Consider the following 25,376-nt stretch of genomic DNA (forward strand, 5'->3'; position numbering starts at 1 on the left):
GGTTTACAAGTTGCACAAACTGCTAGCACGCCAGTTAAAACGTAGTAAGGTTGATGAAAGCTTTGTTCAAGAGTATGCCGATATTATATCGCGGGTATCTGATGCTTATGAACTGAATGAGCGCGAAATTAATATTTTAGAGCGGTCATTATTTATTACGTCTAACGAATTAAACGAACGCAATGATTTACTTAAAAACCAACTCAATGAGCTTTCAGATACACAGCAACAATTAGAACATTCAATTAGTGTGCTTAACGCAACATTTGACGCTATAGGCGAACAAGTTACTGTGCTAGACCTAAAAGGTAACGTTGTGAGCGCCAATATAATGGCCAGAGAGTTCTTCGAGCGCTTTAATTTAGACGCATATAATTACTTTAGCCAAATAGATAAAGTAATAAAAAAAGGCAACAAAAGCGCCGATATTATCGCGCAATTAAAAGCAGACTCAAAACAGGCATTGAGTGGCGAGTTTGAATCTATCGACGACAAACATTATAGTTACCGCTCACTCCCTCAGCTTAAAAATGGCCAACTTATTGGTCGTGTATTTTGTATTCGTGATATCAGCGTTGAAAAAGAACATGAAGAAATCATTCATTTTCAAGCCTACCATGACGCGCTAACAGGATTAGCAAACCGTCAATTATTTATGGACCGTCTTGAGCATTCACTTACACTCGCAAGACGCGATGATTCGATGACCGCAGTGCTCTTTTTAGACCTAGACAACTTTAAGCGAGTTAACGACACTGAAGGCCACAAAGGCGGCGACGAACTACTAATCAAAATGGTAGAGCGTATTAACCACCGTTTAAGAGAGCAAGACACACTTGCCCGAATAGGTGGTGATGAGTTTGTAATACTTGTTGAGCTTGTAAAGTCAAAAAATAATATTGAAAACTTGTGCGAGGCGTTGTTAGAGACAATAAGTAAAGAATTTTTTATAAATGGTCGACCTCAATATGTATCATCAAGCATTGGAATTGCGTTATATCCACAAGATGGTATTACACCCGACTCCTTGCTTAGTAATGCCGATATGGCGATGTATGATGCCAAAAATAATGGCAAAAATGCCTACCGTTTTTATCATAGGAAATTAGAAGCTCATGCCCGTGAACAAATGGATATTGAGCGCGAACTTCGCAAAGCAATAAACAACCAAGAATTAGAAATATACCTACAACCTAAAATAGGTTTAGACTGCAATCAGATTTTGGGAGCTGAAGTGTTAATGCGCTGGTTTACGGCTAGCGGAGAGTCTATACCGCCCGATTTATTTATTCCTATTGCTGAATCAACTGGGCTAATAAAAAAAATAGGTGAGTTTGCTATTAGCTCGGCTATATCGCTATTAGAGCAATGGCAACTAGAGGGCATCGCGCCTTTAAAGCTTGCGGTCAACCTATCAATTATTGAATTTCAGGACGAACATTTTATTGATTACATTATTGAAAGTATTTCAAACTCATCAATTAGTGGCGATCAATTAATTATTGAGTTAACTGAATCTATTTTTATGGAAAATAAAGAGAAGATGAGTAAAACCATGCATAAGCTCAAGCACTATGGTGTTGCGTTTGCATTGGATGACTTTGGTAAAGGTTACTCGTCGTTTAGTTATTTACAGTTATTGCCTATCGATTACTTAAAAATAGACAAATCGTTCTTACAAAATGTCATTACTGATGAACAAAGCGCTGCCATTGCCAAGTGTATTATCGATATTGGTCATAACTTAGATTTAGCTATTATTGCAGAGGGAATAGAGGATCAAGAAACGCTTGATTACGTATCAAAGACTCACTGCGAAATAGCGCAAGGATTTTTTATGTACCGCCCTATGCCCTCTGATTCATTTACAAAGCTAATACGAAAAAACAGCCACGCAAAGTGATATGACTATTTAGAATATCACCTTGAGTGACGCTCGAGCCTATTAGTAAAAGCCCCATTATAGAGTAATTAATTCGTCCATGAAGCTACATCCATCGTTCATCCATGAACTCACTTCGAATAACTGCGAAACTTCGTTTCGGTTTAATCTCACCCAGCTGCCGGACTTTAACTTATAGCAGCGCATTTGAGTGCCGCTCGAGTCCGTCATCACAAATTTTAGACATAAAAAAACCTCTGCTAAATCTAGCAGAGGTTATAAAAGTTGGTACCAGCGGCCGGACCTTAACTTATAGCAGCGCACTTGAGTTCCGCTCGAGTCCGTCATCACAAATTTTAGACATAAAAAACCTCTGCTAAATCTAGCAGAGGTTATAAAAAGTGGTACCAGCGGCCGGACCTTAACTTATAGCAGCGCACTTGAGTGCCGCTCGAGTCCGTCATCACAAATTTTAGACATAAAAAAACCTCTGCTAAATCTAGCAGAGGTTATAAAAAGTGGTACCAGCGGCCGGACCTTAACTTATAGCAGCGCACTTGAGTGCCGCTCGAGTCCGTCATCACAAATTTTAGACATAAAAAAACCTCTGCTAAATCTAGCAGAGGTTATAAAAAGTGGTACCAGCGGCCGGACTTTAACTTATACCTGCGCACTTGAGTGCCGCTCGTGTCCGTCATCACAAATTTTAGACATAAAAAAACCTCTGCTAAATCTAGCAGAGGTTATAAAAAGTGGTACCAGCGGCCGGACTCGAACCGGCACTCCTTTCGGAAGGGGATTTTGAATCCCCCATGTCTACCAATTTCATCACGCTGGCATCATTTTTCTTTAACCTTCTAAACACGAGAAGATAAAGAAAAACCACTTTAGAGCTTAGGATTATTTATGTGCCTTCGTCTCTATGCCAAGCATTATACAAACAATAGGGTTAGCAGCAAGCCTTTTATTACATAAGCATGATCAACCGCTTAACATTTAGGCAACTCTTAACATTTAAAAAAATTAAAGCGTCATGTAAATAAAGCACTTTAAAATACAGATATTATTTAAACCAATAGTTAAATGATACCAACATACTATAGCGCTTAGTATTTTTGCGCTTTTTTGCTAAACTAGCCACACATTAACAGTGAGAGTAATTTTATGTCGGGTGAGTTTCCACGTGCTGGTTTTTGGCGCCGTTTTGCGTCGCTAATATACGACTCTTTAGTCGTCATTTCATTATCTATGCTAACCGCTATTTTGTACTTTGCTGCAATTCAAGTTTTAATTTCTACGGGCCTTATTGAGCAAACCGAAGGTCAAGACCCTGCTGCATTTATAGAGAATTCACCTTTACTAGATGGCATTCGCAGTGCTTTGTTTGTGGGCGTTAATGTTATATTTTTTAGTTACTTTTGGACCAAAAGCGGTCAAACAATTGGTATGCGAGCATGGCGATTAAGAGTACAAACTAACGATGGCAATTTAATTAGTTGGTCGCAATCAGTTATTCGCTGCATGGGCGCGTTACTTGGTTTAGGTAACTTAGTTGTGTTAGTTGATTTTAAAAACAAAAAAGCGTTACAAGATTACTTATCTAAAACAGAGGTTGTTGCTCTTTCAAAAGAAGAGAACAAACGTATATACCGCGAGCTCGATTAATGTATACACACTAATAAAACCTCTAAAAACAAAAAAGGGTGACTTACTAGTCACCCTTTTTTGTTTTTAGATATAATCGCTTATACCCGTTTATTCATTAAGTAGGTCGCAAAGCCTATAAAAATAACACTAGGCAGCACGGCGCCAATTATGGCAGGTATTTGGTAAACCATTACCACGGGACCAAATATCTCGTTTGTTAAATGAAATACAATGCCTGTTACAACACCCATAATTATTCGTGCGCCCATAGTTACAGTGCGTAATGGACCAAATATAAAAGAAAGCGCAACCAATAACATAACCGCAACCGACACGGGTTGCATGAACTTTCGCCAAAGAGCAAGATCATAAGTACTGGTATCTTGTTCATTTTGCTCTAAGTAGCTTAAGTACGACCATAACCCTGTAAACGAAAGCGACTCAGGCTTTACAGATACAACGCCTAACTTTTCAGCGGTTAGTTGCGATGGGTAAAACTCTTCTGGGTGTAGTTCAGTCGTAATTAACTCATCCGTAATAATTACTTTGTTTACATCACGTAAAAGCCATCCATCTTTTCGGCTAATTGCCTCTTTAGCTTTAGTAATTTGAGTAAGCTCAAGTGAGCTATCAAAATAGTACATGTGCAAACCGTTAAGCTTACCGCTTTCATCCACATCTTCTATATTTATGAAGTTATTTCCATCTTTCGCCCAAACCCCTTTTTGTGCGCTAAACACATCTCCGCCATGTATAGCTTGGTTTCGCATTTCTTTTGCACGTAACTGTGCCTCTGGTGCTCCCCATTCGCCAAGCGCCATCATACAAATGGCCATAAACATGGCGGTTTTCATCACCGAACCAATAATTTGCAACCGCGACATACCCGCAGCTTGCATAACCACTAATTCACTATTTGAAGCAAGCGCACCAAGCCCTGTTAAGCCCCCAATGAGCGCAGCCATAGGGAAAAACACCACTAAATCACCAGGAATACTGTACAGCGTATACAGCATGGCGGTAATCAAATCGTAACTACCACGCCCTACCGATTTTAACTGTTCAATAAATTTAATTAAGGTACTGATGCCAACTAAAACCAACAAAGCAAAGCCTGTTGTTTGTAAAATGCTGCGGCCTAAATACCAGTCGAGTGTTTTCATCATGAGCTTAACTCCCGCTTAGTGACAACAGCTTTAAGCAAAGCGCCTATTGGGCGGCCTTTAATAATTAATAAGCCACCAATAAATAAGGCACTCAAGTGAATCCACCAAAGCCCGATTGACGGCGGTATTTTGCCATCTTCTATCGCGAATTTTGCGGCATTTAATAAAATAAAATACCCAAGATACAAACTTATAGCGGGTACCAATTTAGCAAATTTGCCTTGGCGAGGATTAACCACACTTAACGGCACTGCTAGTAAAGTAAGCAGCGGAATAGAAAGAGGAATAGCAATACGCCACTGCCATTGAGCAATAGACTCAGGCGTATTAATAGCAAGCAACTGATTAGTCGGCACAGCTTCTAACTTACGGCGTTGATGCTCTATTTCTTGTTCACGAATTTGTACACTGTAACCATCAAACTCGGTCAGGTTTAATGCTGGTGTTGTTGCGTCGGTTTCGTACCGTTTCCCATCGGTTAACACTAACTGTTGCTCACCGTTTTGCGCTTCAATTACCACGCCTTGCTCTGCGTATACTAGTCGAGCTAATTCATCGTTATCACTATTTGGTAGCTGTGCAACAAACACTTTGTTTAGCTCTTTGCCACCATTTTCAATATTATGAATAAACACCACGGCTTTTTCGTTCCCTGTTTCTTGAAAACGACCGGCTCTTAATGCTGACAGCCCTGCGTCAGCTTTAGCTTGTTCTTTTAATTGATATTCTTGCTCACTGGCCCACGGTGCTAGGTACATAGTTAATGCGCCAGCCAAAAGCGCCAAGCCTGCGCTTGATATTAAAGTTACACGCACTACATACCATTCGCTCACACCACACGCTTTTAATACCGTCATTTCGCTGTCGGCGTAAATACGGCTGTACGCTAAAATAATGCCTAAAAATATACTCAATGGAAGAATTAACGAGGCAAGTTGTGGTAACTTTAACGCAATCATCGACAGCACTAATTGAGCAGGAATGCTTCCCTCTGATGCGTCACCTAAAATAACCACCAGCTTTTGTGATAAAAAAATGGTCATTAAAGTTAAAAATACGGCGACCTGCGATTTTAAAACCTCAGCGGTCAAATAACGAAAAATAAGCAATGCTCGCCCCTGTTAAACTTAGTATTTCACTACAATAGTGAGTGTCGAATAGTTAAATAGCTATTTTGCACAGTTTATACCGACAAATAGGCTATTATTATAAGCCATCAAAATTAATTATCCTACCTAAGTGCAAGATATAATGTTGCATTAGTAGCCCTTAAGCATATAAAGTTCAATTACACAGTAAGAGTCGGTAAAAATCAGCTAAAATGAGTATTATCTCTACATAAGCTTAGCTACTAAGACTAGAAAATATTATTTTTGGCCTTATTTATTAGCTTAAATGACTCACAACCAGGAGCAACAATGGAATTTAGCGTAAAAAGTGGTAGCCCAGAAAAACAACGCAGCGCATGTATTGTCGTTGGCGTGTACGAACCACGCAGGTTATCCCCCATTGGTGAACAACTCGATAAAATCAGTGATGGTTATATTTCAAATTTACTTCGCCGTGGCGACCTAGAGGGTAAACCTGGCCAAGTTTTATTATTGCACCATGTCCCTAACGTATTAAGCGAGCGTATTTTGCTTGTAGGTTGCGGTAAAGAGCGCGAGCTTGATGACAAGCAATACAAACAAATTATCTCTAAAACAATAAATACCTTAAACGATACAGGCTCTATGGAAGCGGTATGCTTTTTAACAGAGCAACACGTAAAAGGCCGAGATACTTATTGGAAAGTACGCCAAGCCGTTGAAACAACGCAAGATTGCTTATACACGTTTAATCAACTTAAAAGTAAAAAAGTAGACCCGCGTCGCCCACTTCGTAAAATTGTATTTAACGTACCCACGCGCCGCGAACTCACTATTGGTGAAAGTGCGATTGAGCACGGTTTAGCTATCGCTGCTGGCAGCAAGTTGTGTAAAGACGTTGCCAACATGCCACCCAACATTTGTAACCCAGCGTATTTAGGCGAACAAGCGCAAGAGCTTGCTACTAATTTTAATAACATCACCGTTGATATTATTGGCGAAGAAAAAATGGCTGAGCTGGGTATGAACTCATACTTAGCGGTTGGCCGTGGTAGTGATAACGAATCTGTTATGTCGGTTATTAACTACAAAGGTGCAAGCGACGAGCAAGCGCCAATTGTGTTAGTTGGTAAAGGTTTAACCTTTGACTCAGGCGGTATTTCAATTAAACCTGGCGAAGCCATGGATGAAATGAAATACGATATGGGCGGTGCTGCAGGTGTTATAGGTGCAATGCGCGCTTTGGCACAAATGCAATTACCTATAAACGTAATAGGTATTTTAGCTGGTTGTGAAAACATGCCAAGTTCAAATGCTTACCGACCAGGTGATATTTTAACAACGATGTCGGGGCAAACGGTTGAAGTACTTAATACCGATGCTGAAGGTCGTTTAGTATTATGCGATGCGTTAACCTACGTGGAGCGTTTTGACCCAGATACCGTCATAGATGTAGCCACCCTTACAGGTGCATGTATTGTTGCATTAGGTGCTCATGCAACAGGCTTGCTTGCAAACCATAACCCCCTTGCCCACGACTTATTGAAAGCGTCTGAGCAAAGTGGCGACCGTGCATGGCAGCTACCACTGTGGGACGATTACCAAGACCAACTAGAAAGCCCATTTGCTGATTTTACTAACTTAGGTGGGCGCGCGGCAGGCACAATTACCGCAGCGTGTTTTTTATCTAAGTTCACCAAAAAATATAATTGGGCGCATTTAGATGTAGCGGGTACTGCATGGCGAAGTGGTGCAAATAAAGGCGCAACAGGACGCCCTGTTCCTATGCTAACTCAGTATTTATTGAACAGAGCGGGTGTAAGCGAAGCAGCACACGATTAATTATCTGTTTAGTTCAAAATAAGGCGCCGTTAGGCGCCTTATTTATTTGTGTATTAATTGAAGCAAACCCCGTTATATGGCAAAATCTGCCTCTTAATTTATGTGTATTAACCTAGTGCACATTCAATGTCATGGGAAAGCCCGATACAATGAACATGAACGCTAAATTTTTCGTTCTAAAGCAACAAGATGAGTCTAAAGCCCAGGCTGATGATCATTTTGCTTTGGCTGCACAAATAGCGGCCGATCAGTATCGTAATGGGCAACGTGTATTTATTTGTGTAAACGATAACGATACAGCCTGTGCCATTGATGAAATTATTTGGGCATTCGACCCAGACAGTTTTGTACCACACAATTTACAAGGTGAAGGCCCTAAAGGCGGAGCCCCTGTTGAAATTGGTATTACGCCACCTGTTGGCAACCGAAAAGTTTTAATAAACTTGGCCACTCAGCTACCTGATTACATTCGCCGATTTAACCAAGTTTTTGATTTTGTCCCCGTAGAACCTGTTGCTAAACAAGCAGCCCGCGAGCGTTTTAAAAAGCTACGCCAACTCGGTGCCAATCTCACCACGCAAGATATTAATAGCTAGCCACTCAGGCAAACTAACCAACTAATTTAAGTACTTATTTAAGGTTCTGTGTAATGGATAAAACCTACAATCCGCAAGATATTGAACAGTCTCTATATCAAGACTGGGAACAAAAAGGCTACTTTAAGCCATCTGGCCAAGGCGTACCGTATTCTATTATGATCCCGCCGCCAAATGTCACGGGTAGCTTACACATGGGCCACGCTTTCCAAGATACAATAATGGATACCCTTACGCGTTTTAAACGTATGCAAGGTAACAACACATTATGGCAAGTAGGTACTGACCACGCAGGTATTGCAACGCAAATGTTGGTTGAGCGTAAACTGCATGCTGAAGAAGGTAAAACACGCCACGATTTAGGCCGCGAAGATTTTATTAATAAAATCTGGGAATGGAAAAACGAATCGGGCGGCACAATTACTAAACAGCTTCGTCGTCTTGGCGCATCAGTTGATTGGGACCGTGAACGCTTTACGATGGACGATGGTTTATCTGAAGCGGTTAAAGAGGTATTTGTTCGCCTTCATAAAGAAAACCTAATTTACCGTGGTAAACGCCTAGTAAACTGGGATCCAAAATTACACACTGCTATTTCTGATCTTGAAGTTGAAAACAAAGACAAACAAGGCCACATGTGGAACTTACGTTACCCACTAGCCGATGGCGTTAAAACACAAGACGGTAAAGACTACATTGTCGTAGCCACAACTCGTCCAGAAACTATGCTAGGCGACTCAGGTGTTGCAGTAAACCCAGATGACGAGCGCTACACAGATTTAATTGGTAAAGACATTTTATTACCTATCGTTAACCGTCGTATCACCATTGTTGCTGACGAACACGCCGATAAAGATAAAGGCACAGGTTGTGTAAAAATAACCCCAGCCCACGACTTTAACGATAACGAAGTTGGCAAGCGTCACAAAATGCCAATGATCAATATTTTCGATAAAGACGCCGCTATTTTAACGCAAGGTGAAACTTACACCTTTGATGGCAAAGAGCTTGAGCTCGATGCGCCAATTCCAGCGCGTTTTCATGGGCTTGATCGTTTTGCAGCGCGTAAAGCGATTATCGCTGAATTTGAAGAACTAGGCCTACTTGAAAAAATTGAAGACCACGGCCTAACCGTTCCTTACGGCGACCGCTCTGGTGTGGTCATTGAGCCACTACTTACCGACCAATGGTATGTACGTGTTGCGCCACTTGCAGAACCTGCTAAAGATGCAGTTAAAAACGGCGACATTCAATTTGTGCCTAAGCAATACGAAAATATGTACTTTTCGTGGATGAACGACGTACAAGATTGGTGTATATCACGTCAGCTTTGGTGGGGTCACCGTATTCCTGCTTGGTACGACAGCGAAGGCAACGTATACGTTGGCCGCGATGAGGCGGAAGTTCGCCGCGATAACAACATTGCAGATAGCGTAGCACTTAGCCAAGACGAAGATGTACTTGATACATGGTTCTCGTCAGCGCTTTGGACATTCTCAACGCAAGGCTGGCCAGAAAACACCGATGATTTAAAAACCTTCCACCCGTCTGACGTGTTAGTAACAGGTTTTGATATTATTTTCTTCTGGGTTGCGCGCATGATCATGATGACGCTGCACTTTATTAAAGATGAAAATGGTAAACCACAAGTGCCGTTTAAAACAGTGTATGTTACTGGCCTAATACGTGACGACAACGGCGATAAAATGTCTAAGTCAAAAGGTAACGTACTTGACCCGCTAGACATGATTGACGGCATTGAACTTGAAGACTTAGTACAAAAACGTACTGGCAACATGATGCAGCCAAAACTTGCCGCTAAAATTGAAAAAGACACGCGCAAAGTATTCGCAAATGGTATTGAAGCACACGGTACCGATGCGCTTCGCTTTACCCTTGCAGCAATGGCATCTACCGGTCGTGATATCAACTGGGATATGAACCGCCTTGAAGGTTACCGTAACTTCTGTAATAAACTATGGAACGCGAGCCGTTACGTATTAATGAACACAGAGGAGCAAGACTGTGGTTTTGCAAACGATGCACAAAAAGAGTACTCGCTAGCAGATCGCTGGATTTTAGGCCAATATGAAGCCACAGTTAAAACGTACACTGAACACCTTGATAACTACCGCTTCGATTTAGCTGCTAACACACTTTACGAATTCACTTGGAACCAGTTCTGTGATTGGTACTTAGAGCTAACTAAGCCCGTATTATTTAAAGGTAATGAAGCACAGCAACGTGGTACACGTAATACACTCATTACGGTACTAGAAAGCCTACTGCGCTTAATGCACCCAATGATGCCATACATCACAGAAACTATTTGGCAACGTGTTGCACCACTTGCAGGCCTTGAAACAGCGGGCACTAGCATTATGGTACAAGGCTTCCCTGTTTATAATGAAGCAAGCGTTGATGCACAAGCAATGGAAGACTTAGAGTGGGTTAAACAATTCATTTTAGCTATTCGTAACATTCGTGGTGAAATGGATATTAGCCCAAGCAAGCCACTGAGCGTATTACTTGCCAATGCATCGAGCGAAGATGTGCGCCGTATTGAAGAAAATAAATCGTTCTTGGCATCATTGGCTAAGCTTGAAGAGTTTACAATGCTTGAAAACAAAGACGACGCACCAGCGTGTGCAACCTCTTATGTTGGCAACCTTGAAATTATGATCCCAATGGCGGGCTTAATTGATGTTGAAGCAGAGCTTGCACGTATCAACAAGCAACTCGAAAAAGCAGAAAAAGGCCTAGCGCAAGTGCAAAACAAACTTGCTAACGAAAAGTTTGTAAACAATGCACCAGAAGCTGTTCTTGCAAAAGAAAACGCTAAGTTAGCTGAATTCACCGATGCTAAAACTAAGCTGCTTGAGCAAAAAACGAAGATTGAAAGCTTATAATTTTAGTCACATACCTGCTAAAGCAATTTAGCAGGCATTAAAAAGCCGCTCACTTTAATTAAAGTGAGCGGCTTTTTTGTGCCTAATGACTAAGCTAAAGGCACTTCTACATTAAAACGTGTAGTTGTACTGCGCGCCAATAAGCGTAGCATGACCTTTAGATTCAAAAGACCACTGCGAGCCTAAGTTATCTTTTTCAGTGTAGTTTTGTGTTTTACCACGAATAATACTCACGCCTAAATCAACGTTTGAGTTTTTATCGATGATGTAGTTACCACCAAAAGAGAACCAAAAGCGGTCAGTGTCTGGAATCGAGATTGATAAATGCTGTTGTGATACAGGCGACTCGTCAAACGCAATACCTGCACGTAACAATAGGTTTTCGTTGTACTGGTAGTCAGTACCTACTGAGTAACGAAGTGCATCAGAGAAATCTTCTGTTTTTTCAAATGCGCTAAACTTATCACCCGTTGGTGCTGTTACTTGTGCTTCCAATGAATCAAAGCTGCTCCAGCCAGTCCACAATACGCTGTAATGTAAGCCTAATTTTTCGTCTAACTGATGTGAACCAGAAAACTCAGCAATAGCAGGTAGCGTTATTTCAACCGAACCTGGAAGTTCAAGCTGTCCGTCTAATCCACCAGGAATAAATGCAGAAGGAAGCTCGTTTGAGTATTCACCTTCAAACGTGATGTCAGTTTCTGTACGGTAGTTAAAACCAAAACGGCTGTTTTCGTCTAATTGGTACATTAAACCAACATTTAAGCCGTAACCAATATCATCACCTTCAAGGTTTACTGCATCTGTTGAAGCAGGGATTGGTAAAGCTGAAGCACCAAACTTACGAATAATTTTAGCTTCTGCATAAATTGCATTTAAGCCAATACCAAAGCTGAACTGCTCGCTTACTTTATAGGCAACGCTTGCGTTCATATTTACAGTTACAATTTCTGTTTCGCCCGCAATTTGACCTGCCGCGTAGTCGTCATCAAATTTTGTTGCTAAACCAAAGTTAGCAAATGCGCCAAAACCAACTGATACTCTGTCGTTTACTGGCATTGTGAAATAAGTTGCTGGAATAATGGCGCTAGGCGCAATGCTGTCGTCATCTAATGCATTCGGGTCGATGCCATTGTTTGTACCAGTGCCTTCAAGGCTAACATCTGGAACAACGGCTATAGCAGCAACACTTAGTTGCTTATCTTTAAATAAAGTCATTAAAGCAGGGTTACGTGCAACAACAGACGCGTCGTCTGCGATAGATGCTTCACCAGCATAAGCACGGCCTAAACCTGATGCGTTTTGCTCAGCTAATTGAAACGCAGCTGCAAAAGAGTCAGCTGAAACAAATGCAAGCGAGGCTGCGATAAGCGTTTTAGAAAATTTCATTGTTGTGTCCTTAACCAAACTCACTGTTTGGGTAGCTATGTGTGTTGTTACTTATATTCAAAACCCGGCTACACTACATTAATTTTTAGAAAAAAACTTCATGATCACACCAAAAACACCTAAAAAACACGTTTTTTAACTACATTTTAACAACTATTTAAAACTCATCGGACAAGAAATATGTTATTAGAGTAATTGCTCTAAATGTAATTAGTTATCATTTAGATTGACATGAATTACGCCGCATTTTAAACTCTTTTTTAAAATAACCAAAGGGTTAAAACTGTGCTGATTGTTCTAATTATGGTGGTTCTTATTTTTTGTGGAGCCAGTGTGTTTTTCTTTTGTAAGGCAAATTACTGCGCATGCACACAGGCCGGACAATGCGACAACCCTGTTAATCGTTACTGGCTAGGCGCTATGTTAAATGCTGTTGTATCGCTCATTTTTTGCTGCACAGCTTTACATGTAGAGCTTGGCACTTTGTTGTGGTTGGTACTAATGGGAAGTTGTTTTTTAGGCGCGTTTATATCAGCTCAGGCAAACCAAAAGCGACAATGTATTAAGGCTAAACGAGAAGATGATCTTTTAACAAACGAGATAAGTTAATTTGATAATCCATTGGCTTTACACTCGCTAAAATTTTAAGCTCTTGGTTGTCGGTACTCAAATCTATATCTTTAGGCGTTACGTGATGATTATGCTTTGCATTATAAAATAATTTAACTTTTGGCTTAATAGGGTTTTGGGTATTTCCCTCTAACACGATTGCTAAACGCTCGTTAGTTAATTTAACAATACTTCCCACAGGGTGGACACCTAAACACTTTATAAAGCGCTGCACTAACTCAGCATCAAATAACTTGTTGCTAGCCAATAAGTAACGTAATGCATTAATAGGCTCATCGCCTTCTTTGTATAGCTTATCAGCGGTCATCGCATCATATACATCAACAATAGCCATAATACGGGCAGCACGACTGAGCTTTTGATCACTTACACCTCTGGGGTAACCTGAGCCATCTAATCGCTCATGATGATTTACTATCATGTCCAACATGAGTGGCGTTACACCCTCTTCCTCTTTTGCTAATATCAACCCTTGAGATACATGCTTTTTTACCGCACTCATTTCAAATTCGGTCAGCTTAGAGGGTTTTGATAGTATACCTTGTGGTATTTTAGCTTGGCCTAAATCATGGAGTAATGCGCCCATTGCCAATTGTTGAACAACCCCTTGCTTGTAACCTAAATACTTAGCAAACACGGCGGTAAAAATGGCACAATTGATCATATGTCGCCAGTTATAATTATGCTTGTCTTTTACGCGCGTAAGTATGGTCATAGCGTTGGTATTTCGAAAAACGGAGCTAACTATCTCACCGGCTATTTCATCAAGTACTTTTACATTAACCGCCATGCCTGCGGTTATATCTCCATATAGCGACTTTAATTTTTTACTATGGCGCTCGTAACCTTCACTGGCTGCAGCAAACTCTTGCTCAAGCGTTATACTTGCAGGTGTATTTACGAGTTTTGATTTATCCTTGGCAGGCTTTGCCTTTGTTTGATCACTTAGTTTTGTAGACGCTAGATTTTTATTTTTTTCAGGGGACTTGGAAGTTGGCTTGTACTTAGCGGGGATGGCTACATCGCCTTTAGTAAAATCAATTAATAGCTCAAGCACGCCTTCTGTCGCTAAACGTTTTATAATCGATTTTTCACGAACCAAACCACTGGTTTTAATTTTTATTCCATTAACACCTTCATGTTGCTTAGTTACGCTATCGACATACATGCCGGGAACAAGTTCAGTGATAGGTAGAGTAATAAGCATAAAGGTATTTAAAATAGGGAATTAAACACCATTGATAGCATTTTACACCTGTACAAGTCTAACATTTGTTTCATTTACGTTAATAAATGACTATAAAGGATTGCTTATCACTCACTTAAAAATGTACATTTAAATAAATTTACCACGCTATTAATTAGGTGGCTTTAATCTAGTTGCTCGAAGCTAAATGTGTTTATAACTTAGAAAAGCTCTTCAATTGGCTGCGGTTTATGCACTGCATAACCTTGCGCGTAATCTACGCCCATTTCTAATAGAGTTTGCTTAATTCGTGAAGTTTCGACAAACTCAGCAATAGTTTTCATACCCATAACGTGGCCAATCTCATTTATTGATTTCACCATTGCATGATCAATCGGATCGACCGCGATATCTTTAACAAAAATCCCATCTATTTTAAGGTAGTCCACCTTGAGGTTTTTCAGGTACCCAAATGATGATAACCCACTTCCAAAGTCATCTAGTGCAAAACAGCACCCTAGCACCTTTAGTTGGGAAATAAACTTACTGGCAAGTTCTAGGTTTGAAATGGCGGCTGTTTCGGTTATTTCAAAACAGATCTTTTCACTATGCTCACCCAAAAGGGTAAGTTGCTCTGTAACAAATATTAAAAAGTCCTCATTAGTAAGTGACTGTCCTGAAAGGTTAATAGACAAGAAGTTAACCCCTTTGAGAAAGTTAGGGTTATTTAGAATCATCTTAAATGCGTTTTCAATCATCCAACTATCTACTTTAACAATCAGTTGATAGCGCTCTGCAGGAGGTAAGAAAGCACCCGGAGGAATTATACCTCCCTGATCATCGACCATGCGCAATAGCAATTCATAATGTTTATTTTTATCGCAAGCGAGTGGCTCAATTAATTGTGCGTATATTTTAAAGCGGTTTTCATCTATTGCATCTTGAACTCTATTTACCCACTGCATCTCGCCTTGGCGCACTGCGAGCTCTTCGTCATCATCATAATGAACATGGATTCTATTTCGTCCCTTCTCCTTTGCTATATAACAAGCAACATCAGCTAACTTTAGCACCTCTGTAAAATCCACATATTTATCGGTAATTTGGATCAACCCCATGCTTACACCTATACGAAAGCTGCGACCTTCCCAAACAAATCTATAATCCTCAATTTCTTTTTGAATTAAGCTAGTTACACGATGGGCGTTATCAAATGAGCAGTTTTCCATCAATACAGCAAACTCATCCCCCCCGAGGCGTGCTACCACATCTGTTTTTCTTACTACTTTTTGCAATAAAGAACCGAGCTGACGAAGTAATTCATCGCCAGCTAAATGACCACAGGTGTCATTCACTACTTTAAATTGATCAAGGTCCATATAACATAAAGCATGATCAACTCGTTTTTCAGCAGCAACTGACAATAAAAGCTCAACGCGACGCTTAAACTCTCTTCTATTTGCTAAACCAGTGAGTGAATCATGAGATGATTGGTAGCTGAGTTTTTCTTCTGATTTTTTTCTTGCTGTAATATCTACATGAGTGCCCACTAAACGAGTAATTTCACCTTCCTCACTTTCAACAACAAAAGCACGAGAAAAAATATTTACATAGCTACCATTTTTATGGCGCATTCTAAACTCAGCCTCATAGTGCTTAGTTTTAGATTCCATAAACGAATGGATTTTAGCAACTGCTGGAGCTAGATCGTCAGGGTGAACAAGCCTTTCCCATGTAGCAAAACTATTTGTAAGCTCGTCTTCTTTATACCCCAACATCGATTTCCATCGCGGTGAGTAATACATTTTTTCGTTAGCAATATCCCAATCCCAAAGTCCATCATTAGCGCCCTTCATGGCTAAACTTAACCGCTCTGTGTTTACTGAGGCTTTTTGTTTTTCGAGTATGAGGTCGTTTTTTTGCTGTTCTAAAGAAAGGGTTAATTCAGTAATGATATTAGATAGCTCACGTATTTGGCCATTTTCATACTCAAGTTCAGTAATATCATAAAAAATATTTAATATAATACTGGCATCCCCATTTTTTAAAGGAACGGCACTGCCAAGTACAGTACGTTTACGCCCGTCTTTGCACTGTATAGTTAGCTGCATTGGCACAAAGCGAGTATTCATTTTTTTTGCATCGTTTAATTTTTTGTGCCACAAGTTCATCACACAGTCGCGATAATGGCTATTAGGAAGTACTTTGCCCCACCATTCATCTACTGTGGGTATATCGCTTGCTCTATAACCAAACATATTAACAAACGTATCGTTAGCATGGACAATAGTGTTATGAGCGTCATTCAATACAAATGGGACAGGGGAAGAGTTAAATATATGTATAAATAAATCATTACAACAGGCGTTTTTTTCTAGCTCAGATATTTTGGCATCTGCCTTTGCCAGATCAAATTTAAGCTGCTCAATACTATCCATTCACTGTGTTTCCCAAAAGTACGAATGTATTAATACACCTTTGTTCTATTGATGTATTTGAGTAACACAAACACAACGCACCAATGGCATAATTAGATATCTATCATAATCAAAACAATAGGCAGTAAAGTCTATTTAAGCAAGGTGGTTAATAATTAGAAAGGGAGTAAAACACAGGTAAGTTTTTGGCCTAGTTAAATCAAATGGCGCTCTCGGTAGGGATCGAACCTACAACTCAGCCTCCGGAGGGCCACGTGATATCCATTTCACCACGAGAGCACATTTGCTGCCGCCACATCAACTCGCGATATCAATGTGTTAGCATACGCTAATGATAAAGCCATCTTTACACAAATGCTAGCGACATTAGTTTATATGATTACTAATTAGGCACTTTTGAATAAAACATGTGACTATTTTATAAAAACGCGTTATTTATTAATATTCGATAAAAATAGTTACGCTTTAGCAACATTTTAACTATCATTGTCACAGTAATGAAAATATTTAAAAGAGGAATTAATAATGAGTTTGATGTCTACGGAGCAAGTTGCAGAATTTTTAGGTGTAAAAGAAGAGCGCGTAAAACGTCTTGCACGTGAAAGTTTATTAATCGCTAAGTCAGAAGATGAAAACGGCGAACCGCAGTTTGATGCAGATGAAGTAGCAAAATATAAAGAGTTAGCAGCGCGTTTTGGTGGCCTTTAAAAGCCACATGCTGCAATAAGTTTTAGCAGCTGCGCGCGTAATTTTTTTGCTGGAGCTCTTATGTCGCGCTGCTCATACCAACCAATACTTAAAACCAAAAATAACAGCTTATAACAATTAAGCTTATCGGTTGATGTTACAAACCCTACCTTTTTATCTTTATATTTAGCGTAACTATTTAATAACGCATCATCATTATTTTTATTTAGCTCAAAGCTAACACTTAGCGCCGCTAAATCAAAATACACGTCGTTAGTTTTAGCGTACTCAAAATCAATTAAGTAGCTGCCTGACTCATTCACTATTAAATTATCTTTAATTAAATCGTTGTGGCAAAAACCAAGCTCGATAGGCATGGCCGTAATAAAGTTAACCGCTGCACTAATTAGCTGCTGATGCTCCAAATACACTGGTGAACATTTATAACAGCTTAGCTCTTGGGCTATGTTCATTGGCTCAGTGCTAACTGAGTAAGCATGGACAGTGACAAGCTTTTTAATCACGTCGTCAATTGATAGACTATTTGCGGTACTACCGTCAAAGTAATTAAACACAGCCAGTTGATTTTGTTTATCAAGCCATACAGGCGAAGGACATATATTTGACGCACTCAGGCGACGCTGTGCCTCTAAGGCGTATTCTGGCCAATGGTCTTTGTAACGCTTTAATAAATACTTCTCTTGAGTCGTATTTATTAACACATTTTCGTTACTTAAACCTTGTGATAAAGGCACGCATGAAATAACGCTACTTGGTGCTATAAACGCACGGCATTTGTTTATAAGTGCATTGTAATCACTCATAAATTAAAGCTGTGCGAGTGGCTTAGCTTGGCTTTGCTCGTATTCTTCATACCAGGTTTTAAATCCCCACCCTGCCATAATGGTGTAAAACACAAAAAGCGCTAATGTTGGGTAGTAGCCTTTTTCGTAATATAAATACATAGACGCTGCGTCTATGACTATCCAATACAACCAGTTTTCAAGGATTTTTTTGGCAACTAAGTAAGTCGTCACAACGGCAAAACAGGTTGTAAAGCTATCGAGGTAGGCAAAATCAGCATGCGTATAGTTAGTCATAAAATACCCAATGCCTGTTGCCGCAATAGAGGTAAGTATGATTAAAAGCGCATGACGTTCCATAGACCAAGAACTAATACTCAGGTTGTTATTATTAGCTTTGCCTTTTCGCCACACAACCCAGCCAAATACAGCCATATACATGTAATAAAAGTTGAGTAATGACTCCATTAGCAATGCGCCATTCCAATACATAATAGTATAAATTAGCGTACTAAAAAACGCAGCAGGCCAGCACCACAGGCTTTCTTTTATCGCCAACAATAAATAAGCAATTGATAACACAACCGCAATATATTCCCAGTGCGACATGGCAGTAAAACCGCTTAACGTTTTTGTTATAAATTCCATAGTGTGCTGTTACCGTTAAATTGTGGCGAAAAAACTACTGAGGCGATAAATCGCCAGACAAAAACTTACACACAAAAATAGCTTTGCCAAACTCTTCGTATGAACGTTTAATTTCGGTATTGAGTACTTGCATCACTAAATCATAATCGCCAAAAATTTGTGTCGATAGTGTATTAGTAATCACTTTTAAACCATCGTATTCGTTTAATCGATCAATAAACCCTTTGATAAAAGGAATGTAATCTTGGTGAAGTGGGTACTTACTAATCTCTACTGATAATTTCATTATTAACCCTATGGTTTGAGTGCCTAGTTATATCGTGTCATTCAATGCTAGAGCCGCTACTAAATACAGTGTAAAATCGCTTTAATACTCAATTACAATGAGCGTAATATGGCACGCAGAATAACCTATAAATTTAAAAACCAACCGCGCGAAATAAATTTTGCTAAAGATAAATACCACGACATGTATCAAGCAATTGCTGCTGCCGAAGGCATTGATTTAACGAATTACTTAAGCATGGTACAGCAAATAGAAATGACCTCTAAAGGGTCAGCTTCTGTTCGTAACTTTCGTGATCAAGAGTTTGCCCGCATGGGCTTTAGTGATATTTACTTTATTAAAGAGTAACTACCACTATTTAATTATGGCTGATACTCATAACTTACGCGCGGTGTAATATTACACAAAAGCTCGTAAGGAATGGTATCGGCGCACTGTGCTATTTCTTCTACTGGTAGCTCTGGGCCCCACATTGTGACTCTGTCGCCTACTTTTATGTTGTGCTCGTTTTGGCCTATGTCTACGCTAATCATATCCATTGCCACACTACCTACAATACCATAGCGCTGCTTGCCAATAACCACTGGTGTACCCTCTTTTGCATGTCGCGGGTAACCGTCACCATATCCCATAGCAACCACAGCTAACTGAGTCGCTTTATCGCTTTTCCAACGCCCACCATATCCTACGGCCTCGTTAGCTGGAACATGGCGCACTGCTATAACACGTGTCGTTAAACGCATAACGGGTTTAAGCTGGTGCTGCTCACCCAATGCGTTTGCCATAGGTGATACCCCATATAACATTAAACCAGGGCGTACCCAATCGCCATGAGCATTCGGCCAAGCAATAATGCCTGCCGAGTTAGATAAGCAATGTGCTTGGTTAATATTATTTACTAGGCAGTCAAACTGTGAAATTTGCTGTGCTGTCTTGGTGTTATTTACATCGTCCGCGCATGCAAAGTGGGTCATTAAATTAACGGTGTTATTGGCATTGGGTGTTTTTTGCAGGCGCTTATAAAATTCATCAAACTGCTCTGGGGCAATACCCAGGCGATGCATGCCGGTATTTACTTTAAGCCAGCACAATAAAGGCGCTTCAAGCTCAGCCTCTTCCAAAGCGGCAAGCTGATACTCATCATGAATAATAGTTTGAAAGTTATTGGCCAATAAAATAGGTAAATCGTCTTTATTAAAAAAGCCTTCAAGTAACACAATCGGTTTTGTTAACCCGCCAGCTCGAAGCGCTAAAGCTTCATCTATACGTGCTACTGCAAATGCGTCTGCATCATTTAAATGTTGTGCAATTTTAACCAAACCATGGCCATAAGCATTGGCTTTTAATACCGCCATAACTTTACTGTTTGGTGCAAAACGCTTTACCTGCGCTAAATTATGCGCAAGTGCCGTTAAATTAATTTCAGCAGTAGCTAAGCGCATTAATACTCGTCATCCATCGCAGGACCTGCGTAGTTATCAAAGCGAGAAAACTGCCCTTGGAACGTCAAGCGCACCTTACCAATTGGACCGTTACGCTGTTTACCTATGATGATTTCGGCTATGCCTTTTTCAGTACTGTCTTCGTTGTAGACTTCATCACGGTATATAAACATGATTAAATCGGCATCCTGCTCTATCGAGCCAGATTCACGTAAATCTGAGTTAATTGGGCGTTTATCAGCACGTTGCTCAAGCGTACGGTTTAGCTGCGAAAGCGCAACAACCGGGCATTTTAATTCTTTTGCTAGTGATTTAAGAGAGCGTGAAATCTCTGCTATTTCAAGTGTTCTGTTATCCGACAAGCTCGGCACACGCATAAGCTGAAGGTAATCAACCATGATCATACTGATACCACCATGATCGCGCGCAATACGACGTGCACGTGAGCGAACATCGGTAGGTGTTAACCCTGATGCATCATCAACGTACATTTTACCTTTTTCCATCAACAAGCCCATGGTTGATGAAAGACGCGCCCAATCATCATCGTCTAGCTGACCAGTACGTACCTTAGTTTGGTTAATACGACCAAGTGATGCCAGCATCCTCATCATGATTTGCTCAGAGGGCATCTCTAATGAGTAAATAAGCACAGGCTTGTCTTGTGTCATTGCCGCATGCTCTGCAAGGTTCATCGCAAAGGTGGTTTTACCCATTGAAGGACGCGCGGCTACAATAATTAAATCTGAAGGCTGTAAGCCTGTGGTCATTTTATCTAAGTCAGCATAGCCGGTACTTACGCCTGTTACACCATCTTGCGGAGATTGGTATAGCTCTTCTATTTTATCAACAGTTTTTTCGAGTATGTTGTGTATGCTTTGCGGACCTTCGGTGCTTTTTGAACGCTGCTCAGCAATTTTAAATACTTTACTCTCGGCAAAATCTAATAAGTCATGGCTTGTACGCCCTTCGGTATTAAAACCGGCCTCGGCTATTTCATTTGCTACACCAATCATTTCACGCACAACCGCACGCTCTCGCACAATATTAGCGTATGCATCGATATTAGCGGCACTCGGTGTATTTTTGGCTATTTCGGCTAAGTAAGCAAAACCACCAATTCCTGCCAGTTTATTATTTTTTTCAAGGCTTTCAGAAATCGTAATTAAATCGATTGGATCACCCAACTCTGCAAGCTCTGTCATTGCTTCAAAAATAAGCTTGTGCGTACGAGTATAAAAATCTTGAGATACAACAAGTTCGGCTACGCGGTCATATGCTTGGTTATCAAGCATTAAGCCACCTAAAACAGATTGTTCAGCTTCTATTGAATGGGGAGGAACTTTAAGGGTATCGACTTGCTTATCTGGTTTGGCCATAACTTCACAGTACTAAAATTGAATGGCTCTATTCTATCGACTTGCCGGGGTTGTGCAAATAGCAAAGCAGGAAATCTTTTCCTGCTTTTTGTAACTCAAAAGTTTACGATTTACTTTTTAAGCTCAATACGGCCACTTATAGTATCCATTTCAACGTCTGCATTGCCGCCATTAATAACAAACTCAAGCTCACTGGCTGGGCCATATTTGGCTTTTTTTACTTTGTCATCGCTAAGCTCATTAATAATTTTACCATTGGCATGGGCTTCAATCGCAAATTTAGCCGATACATTAGTAGGGAAGAAAAACTCTGCATCGCCACTTACTGATTCGAAACGTACATCTGCACTGTCCAGTAGCTCACCAATACGAACTTCAGCTTCACCATTTACAGTGTTTATACGTAGGTTTTTGATGCTAGCCAGCTTAAAGTTTATGTCACCGTTCACATTTTCAAGACGAACATCGCTCGCGCTTGATGACGACTTAATATCACCATTCACAGCGCTAAAGCGTAACTCACCACTAGACTGTTCATCATTTATTTCGCCATTTACCGTTTCAAATTGAATATTACCGCTCAGGCTTTGTGCATTCACATCACCGTTAACGCTGGTTAGCTTAATATTACCTGCTAAATTTTGTGCGGTAATTTCACCATTAACCACATTTACTTCTGCACCATTTTTAAGTGCTTTAGCTATTACCGATACATTAACACCACGAAAGTCTAATGCGCTGCTATGCGGCATAAAAATAGTTAGTTTAGAGCCATCGCCATTACTGCCCCAGCCCATTTTACGTGGCATTTTCACAACAAAATATGTATTGTCGCCTCTTGTTTCGAGCTCAAAACCTTCTGCCTTATCGTCAAGCTCGCCCACTACTTTAAACTCGCTTTTATCCCAACCAGCAATACTTACATCACCACGCTGATTCTCAATAAAAACAGTACCCTCTTTTGGCACTTCTATTTGTTTATCAATTTTTTCTCCTGCAAATACAGCAAGTGGAAATAAGCTTAATCCTAGTAAAATTGCTTTCATGTTTTTCTCCTAAATACTTTGCCAACGAGGTGCATGCACCTTATTAATCAAATCAAGTTGTTGTTGATAAATCTGCGCTAACATTGTTAGCAATGCTTGGTTTTGGGGTTCGTTTTTAAGTGCTTGCTTAATGGCATATTCTGCCTCTTCAAGTTCTTGTAATTGTGTTTGCCAATTATCGGTTAAGGCGTCTTGATTTTTATACTGCACCAGTAAGCTTTGCTTTTGCTGCGCAAAATAGTCACTTATGGCCACAACCGGTTGTGGTTTAGGGTTTATTACAAACATATTGAGCGCCACTAGTGCAGCAACGGTACATGCCGCAATTGCGCTTAACTTTGGCCATAAAGTAACGGCTGATTGCTCAGGCTCATTGGTATTTACAATGGCTCTTTCTATGCCTGCCCACAGATCTTTTTGTGGCGTTATCTCTTTATCAAGCGTGTTTAATGATTTATCTAAAAAGTCGTCAAAGTTTGGTTTATTCATTTTCATACCACTCTTGTAATAACTGCCTTGCTCGATGATATTGTGACTTGCTTGATCCAACGGCAATACCCAACTGCTCTGCTATTTCTTCATGTCGATAACCTTCTACTGCAAACAATACAAACACCATGCGTGCGCGCTCAGGTAACCTAACAATTAGCTTATCTAAGCCGTTTAAGCCTTTACAGTCTTTAGCCGATTGCTCATCCATACCGTCTTGTTCAATGCTAACGACTTTTTGTACCCAGCTTTTTTGTTTACGTAAGTAGTTAATCGCAATATTACTCGCCACACTGTATAACCAAGTAGAAAACTGCGAACGACCATCAAACATTGCTATTTTGTGCCACACCTGAACAAACACTTCTTGCGCAGCATCCTCAGCGTGCGACTGATCAGCTAATAAGCGCAAGCACAAACCGTAAACGCGCTTTATATGCAATTGGTAAAGCATTGTGTATGCACTTTGATCACCCGACTTTACGCGCTCAATCAATGCATTTTCGCACTCAGCGGGTTGATCGGGTTTAACGTGTAACATCCGTGATATCACCTTTTAATTATTATGGTATTGGTACCATTTCCAGTGTATTGATAAGTTAGACGCAATAACAGCGGTAAAAGGTTTGAATGAAATGAAAATAAATTTAAAGAATTTAAATTCTAAGTAAGAAGAGTATTAGGAGGCAGTACCACATTAATAAAAAAAACTGAATTTTAGGCACAAAAAAGCCGTGCTAAAAGCACGGCTTTTGTCGCTTAATTTAAAATTAAGCTTCAGCGATTACGATTACTTTGATAGTAGCCGTTACGTCTGTGTGAACAGAAATTGATACGTCAAATTCACCAGTCTCACGGATAGTACCTAGAGGCAAACGAACTTCTGACTTAGCAACTTCAACACCAACAGCTGAGATAGCGTCAGCGATGTCACGAGTACCGATTGAACCGAATAACTTACCTTCGTCACCAGCTTTAGATACTAAAGTAACTTCTGCTAATGCTTCTAGTTTTTCAGCGCGTGCTTGTGCAGCAACTAACTGTTCAGCGATTTTCGCTTCAAGTTCTGCGCGACGAGCGTCAAACGTTTCAATGTTAGCTTTAGTCGCAGGAACTGCCTTACCTTGAGGGAAAAGGAAGTTACGTGCGAAACCAGATTTAACTACAACCTGTTCACCTAGGCTACCTAGGTTAGCGATCTTATCTAGTAGAATAACTTGCATGTTTCTACACCTTTTAAAAACTGTTAATCCGCTGCTTACTTATGTAAGTCAGTGTATGGAAGAAGGGCTAAGTAGCGAGCACGCTTAATAGCAGTTGCTAGCTGGCGCTGGAATTTAGCGCTAGTACCTGTAATACGGCTAGGTACGATTTTGCCACTTTCTGTAACATAGTTTCTAAGAGTAGCTAGATCTTTGTAATCGATTTGTTGTACGCCTTCCGCTTTAAAGCGGCAGAACTTACGACGTCTGAAATAACGTGCCATGAGATTAATTCCTCAAATAATTCTTTCTATATGCTGAGCATGCAAAACCAATTGGCTAAGGCCGTTACGACCTTCGTGGCGATTTAAAAAACCACTCACTTGCAATGCCTGCCCAACGTGCAAATGTTGAGTCTGTTGTTGCATTTGCTTTCCACTGGCAACAACCTGAAGCTTTACATAACTATTACGGTTAAGGTCTGCTTCGGTTTGCATCGATTTATGTTCTAAAACAAAAATGCAATGCGGGATGCCAGCAGGGCTTTGGCTTAACTTGGGTGTTTTACAAACTACCCCAGATAAAACCAGCTGATTCATAAAAGGGCTAACCATTTATATT

General features: G+C 40.3%; 24 protein-coding genes and 2 tRNA genes. 8 read left to right on the forward strand and 18 right to left on the reverse strand.

The window, feature by feature from the left end; genetic code table 11:
- Positions 1-10: 10 nt before the first annotated feature.
- Positions 11-1,903, forward strand: a complete 1,893-nt coding sequence (locus MTP24_RS12835) for an EAL domain-containing protein (RefSeq protein ID WP_008126471.1) — start codon at positions 11-13, stop codon at positions 1,901-1,903.
- A gap of 732 nt (positions 1,904-2,635) precedes the next feature.
- On the opposite strand, the gene MTP24_RS12840 is transcribed toward MTP24_RS12835, so the two are convergent.
- Positions 2,636-2,720: transfer RNA gene (locus MTP24_RS12840), tRNA-Leu, on the reverse strand.
- Between the two features lie 326 nt (positions 2,721-3,046).
- Between MTP24_RS12840 and MTP24_RS12845 the strand changes: the two genes are divergently transcribed.
- Complete coding sequence (locus MTP24_RS12845; protein WP_006793701.1) at positions 3,047-3,547, forward strand: RDD family protein; 501 nt, start codon at positions 3,047-3,049, stop codon at positions 3,545-3,547.
- A gap of 80 nt (positions 3,548-3,627) precedes the next feature.
- Here MTP24_RS12845 and lptG read toward each other — a convergent pair whose 3' ends face one another.
- Both lptG and lptF read right to left on the reverse strand, forming a co-directional pair.
- Positions 3,628-4,695 carry an LPS export ABC transporter permease LptG gene (lptG, locus tag MTP24_RS12850; protein ID WP_008131921.1) on the reverse strand — a complete coding sequence of 356 codons (1,068 nt, stop codon included), beginning with the start codon at positions 4,693-4,695 and terminating at the stop codon, positions 3,628-3,630.
- Positions 4,692-5,804 (reverse strand): LPS export ABC transporter permease LptF, encoded by a 1,113-nt coding sequence (gene lptF / locus MTP24_RS12855; RefSeq protein WP_006793703.1) that lies wholly within the window; start codon positions 5,802-5,804, stop codon positions 4,692-4,694. The genes lptG and lptF overlap by 4 nt, the downstream gene beginning before the upstream one ends.
- Before the next feature lie 309 nt (positions 5,805-6,113).
- Between lptF and pepA the strand changes: the two genes are divergently transcribed.
- From pepA to MTP24_RS12870, 3 genes are all read left to right on the forward strand, one after another.
- Positions 6,114-7,625, forward strand: a complete 1,512-nt coding sequence (gene pepA / locus MTP24_RS12860) for a leucyl aminopeptidase (protein ID WP_243531563.1) — start codon at positions 6,114-6,116, stop codon at positions 7,623-7,625.
- Positions 7,626-7,774: 149 nt separating this feature from the next.
- Positions 7,775-8,221: a DNA polymerase III subunit chi gene (locus MTP24_RS12865; RefSeq protein ID WP_006793705.1), complete on the forward strand. Its 447-nt coding sequence runs from the start codon at positions 7,775-7,777 to the stop codon at positions 8,219-8,221.
- Positions 8,222-8,274: 53 nt separating this feature from the next.
- Complete coding sequence (locus MTP24_RS12870; RefSeq protein WP_243531566.1) at positions 8,275-11,130, forward strand: valine--tRNA ligase; 2,856 nt, start codon at positions 8,275-8,277, stop codon at positions 11,128-11,130.
- A 111-nt stretch (positions 11,131-11,241) separates the two neighbouring features.
- Here the strand turns inward: MTP24_RS12870 and MTP24_RS12875 are convergent, their stop codons facing one another.
- Complete coding sequence (locus tag MTP24_RS12875; protein WP_008131926.1) at positions 11,242-12,519, reverse strand: outer membrane protein transport protein; 1,278 nt, start codon at positions 12,517-12,519, stop codon at positions 11,242-11,244.
- 285 nt (positions 12,520-12,804) lie between these two features.
- Here MTP24_RS12875 and MTP24_RS12880 point away from each other — a divergent pair, with 285 nt between their 5' ends.
- Positions 12,805-13,128 carry a hypothetical protein gene (locus MTP24_RS12880; RefSeq protein ID WP_083830931.1) on the forward strand — a complete coding sequence of 108 codons (324 nt, stop codon included), beginning with the start codon at positions 12,805-12,807 and terminating at the stop codon, positions 13,126-13,128.
- Here the strand turns inward: MTP24_RS12880 and MTP24_RS12885 are convergent.
- The 3 genes from MTP24_RS12885 to MTP24_RS12895 form a co-directional block, all read right to left on the reverse strand.
- Positions 13,088-14,356: an HD-GYP domain-containing protein gene (locus MTP24_RS12885; RefSeq protein WP_138740813.1), complete on the reverse strand. Its 1,269-nt coding sequence runs from the start codon at positions 14,354-14,356 to the stop codon at positions 13,088-13,090. The two genes, MTP24_RS12880 and MTP24_RS12885, sit on opposite strands and share 41 nt — an antisense overlap.
- Positions 14,357-14,556: 200 nt before the next feature.
- Complete coding sequence (locus MTP24_RS12890; RefSeq protein WP_008131930.1) at positions 14,557-16,773, reverse strand: EAL domain-containing protein; 2,217 nt, start codon at positions 16,771-16,773, stop codon at positions 14,557-14,559.
- Between the two features lie 204 nt (positions 16,774-16,977).
- Positions 16,978-17,052 (reverse strand) — tRNA-Arg (locus MTP24_RS12895).
- Between the two features lie 246 nt (positions 17,053-17,298).
- Between MTP24_RS12895 and MTP24_RS12900 the strand changes: the two genes are divergently transcribed.
- Positions 17,299-17,481, forward strand: coding sequence for a hypothetical protein (locus MTP24_RS12900; RefSeq protein WP_006793710.1), 183 nt, complete (start codon positions 17,299-17,301; stop codon positions 17,479-17,481).
- Here MTP24_RS12900 and MTP24_RS12905 read toward each other — a convergent pair.
- Genes MTP24_RS12905 through MTP24_RS12915 form a run of 3 tightly spaced genes read right to left on the reverse strand, consistent with a single transcriptional unit; the run spans position 17,478 to position 19,197 of the window.
- Positions 17,478-18,284, reverse strand: coding sequence for a phosphotransferase (locus tag MTP24_RS12905; RefSeq protein ID WP_243531569.1), 807 nt, complete (start codon positions 18,282-18,284; stop codon positions 17,478-17,480). The two genes, MTP24_RS12900 and MTP24_RS12905, sit on opposite strands and share 4 nt — an antisense overlap.
- Before the next feature lie 3 nt (positions 18,285-18,287).
- The gene (gene pnuC, locus MTP24_RS12910) at positions 18,288-18,911 is read right to left on the reverse strand and encodes a nicotinamide riboside transporter PnuC (protein WP_008131932.1); all 624 of its coding nucleotides are present in this window, start codon (positions 18,909-18,911) and stop codon (positions 18,288-18,290) included.
- Positions 18,912-18,945: 34 nt separating this feature from the next.
- Positions 18,946-19,197, reverse strand: a complete 252-nt coding sequence (locus MTP24_RS12915; RefSeq protein WP_006793713.1) for a YkoF family thiamine/hydroxymethylpyrimidine-binding protein — start codon at positions 19,195-19,197, stop codon at positions 18,946-18,948.
- A 108-nt stretch (positions 19,198-19,305) separates the two neighbouring features.
- Here MTP24_RS12915 and MTP24_RS12920 point away from each other — a divergent pair, with 108 nt between their 5' ends.
- Positions 19,306-19,545: a DUF2960 domain-containing protein gene (locus MTP24_RS12920; protein ID WP_006793714.1), complete on the forward strand. Its 240-nt coding sequence runs from the start codon at positions 19,306-19,308 to the stop codon at positions 19,543-19,545.
- A 14-nt stretch (positions 19,546-19,559) separates the two neighbouring features.
- On the opposite strand, the gene alr is transcribed toward MTP24_RS12920, so the two are convergent.
- The 8 genes from alr to priB form a co-directional block, all read right to left on the reverse strand.
- Positions 19,560-20,639, reverse strand: a complete 1,080-nt coding sequence (gene alr, locus MTP24_RS12925; protein WP_006793715.1) for an alanine racemase — start codon at positions 20,637-20,639, stop codon at positions 19,560-19,562.
- Positions 20,639-22,018 (reverse strand): replicative DNA helicase, encoded by a 1,380-nt coding sequence (gene dnaB / locus MTP24_RS12930; RefSeq protein ID WP_006793716.1) that lies wholly within the window; start codon positions 22,016-22,018, stop codon positions 20,639-20,641. The genes alr and dnaB overlap by 1 nt, the downstream gene beginning before the upstream one ends.
- Before the next feature lie 110 nt (positions 22,019-22,128).
- Positions 22,129-23,064: a DUF4097 family beta strand repeat-containing protein gene (locus MTP24_RS12935; protein ID WP_243531571.1), complete on the reverse strand. Its 936-nt coding sequence runs from the start codon at positions 23,062-23,064 to the stop codon at positions 22,129-22,131.
- 9 nt (positions 23,065-23,073) lie between these two features.
- The gene (locus MTP24_RS12940) at positions 23,074-23,559 is read right to left on the reverse strand and encodes a hypothetical protein (protein ID WP_006793718.1); all 486 of its coding nucleotides are present in this window, start codon (positions 23,557-23,559) and stop codon (positions 23,074-23,076) included.
- Positions 23,546-24,094: a sigma-70 family RNA polymerase sigma factor gene (locus tag MTP24_RS12945; RefSeq protein ID WP_008131937.1), complete on the reverse strand. Its 549-nt coding sequence runs from the start codon at positions 24,092-24,094 to the stop codon at positions 23,546-23,548. The genes MTP24_RS12940 and MTP24_RS12945 overlap by 14 nt, the downstream gene beginning before the upstream one ends.
- A 229-nt stretch (positions 24,095-24,323) precedes the next feature.
- Positions 24,324-24,776, reverse strand: coding sequence for a 50S ribosomal protein L9 (gene rplI / locus MTP24_RS12950; protein WP_006793720.1), 453 nt, complete (start codon positions 24,774-24,776; stop codon positions 24,324-24,326).
- A 35-nt stretch (positions 24,777-24,811) separates the two neighbouring features.
- Entirely contained in the window at positions 24,812-25,039 is a 228-nt protein-coding gene (gene rpsR / locus MTP24_RS12955) for a 30S ribosomal protein S18 (RefSeq protein WP_006793721.1), read from the reverse strand.
- A 12-nt stretch (positions 25,040-25,051) separates the two neighbouring features.
- Entirely contained in the window at positions 25,052-25,369 is a 318-nt protein-coding gene (gene priB, locus MTP24_RS12960; protein WP_006793722.1) for a primosomal replication protein N, read from the reverse strand.
- Positions 25,370-25,376 lie beyond the last annotated feature (7 nt).

The sequence above is a fragment of the Pseudoalteromonas sp. APM04 genome, assembly GCF_022809815.1.
GTDB lineage: Bacteria > Pseudomonadota > Gammaproteobacteria > Enterobacterales > Alteromonadaceae > Pseudoalteromonas > Pseudoalteromonas marina.